This window comes from Hoskinsella mucinilytica (assembly GCF_045223415.1).
In the GTDB taxonomy this organism is placed as follows: domain Bacteria; phylum Bacillota_I; class Bacilli_A; order Erysipelotrichales; family Erysipelotrichaceae; genus Hoskinsella; species Hoskinsella mucinilytica.
Genome location: NZ_JBEQZJ010000141.1, coordinates 1 through 265 on the forward strand (window position 1 = coordinate 1; position 265 = coordinate 265).

Genomic DNA, 265 nt, shown 5'->3' on the forward strand with positions numbered 1-265 from the left:
ATAATAGTTGTAGTAATGTTTTGCACTTGCTTCTGTCATTGTCATGACAGAACCAAGAACATTACATCCATTTCTTTGTAGCTCCGTTAAAGCTGTTTTCGCTTCGTTCTTATCTGTATCTTTTGCTGAAATAACGAATACTGTTCCATCACAGTTATGTGATACAGGTATTGCATCTGCGACTGCACTGATCGGTGGACAATCTACGACGATGAAATCAAATCTTGTTCTCAACTGTTCCATCAATCTCTTAAACTTTTCACTA

The 265-nt window shown here is 37.0% G+C and carries 1 protein-coding gene; it reads right to left on the minus strand.

What is annotated here, in order from left to right; genetic code table 11:
• The coding region (locus tag UGRO018_RS17895) for a tyrosine-protein kinase family protein (protein WP_416327868.1) at positions 1-265 on the minus strand (265 nt) is incomplete at both ends.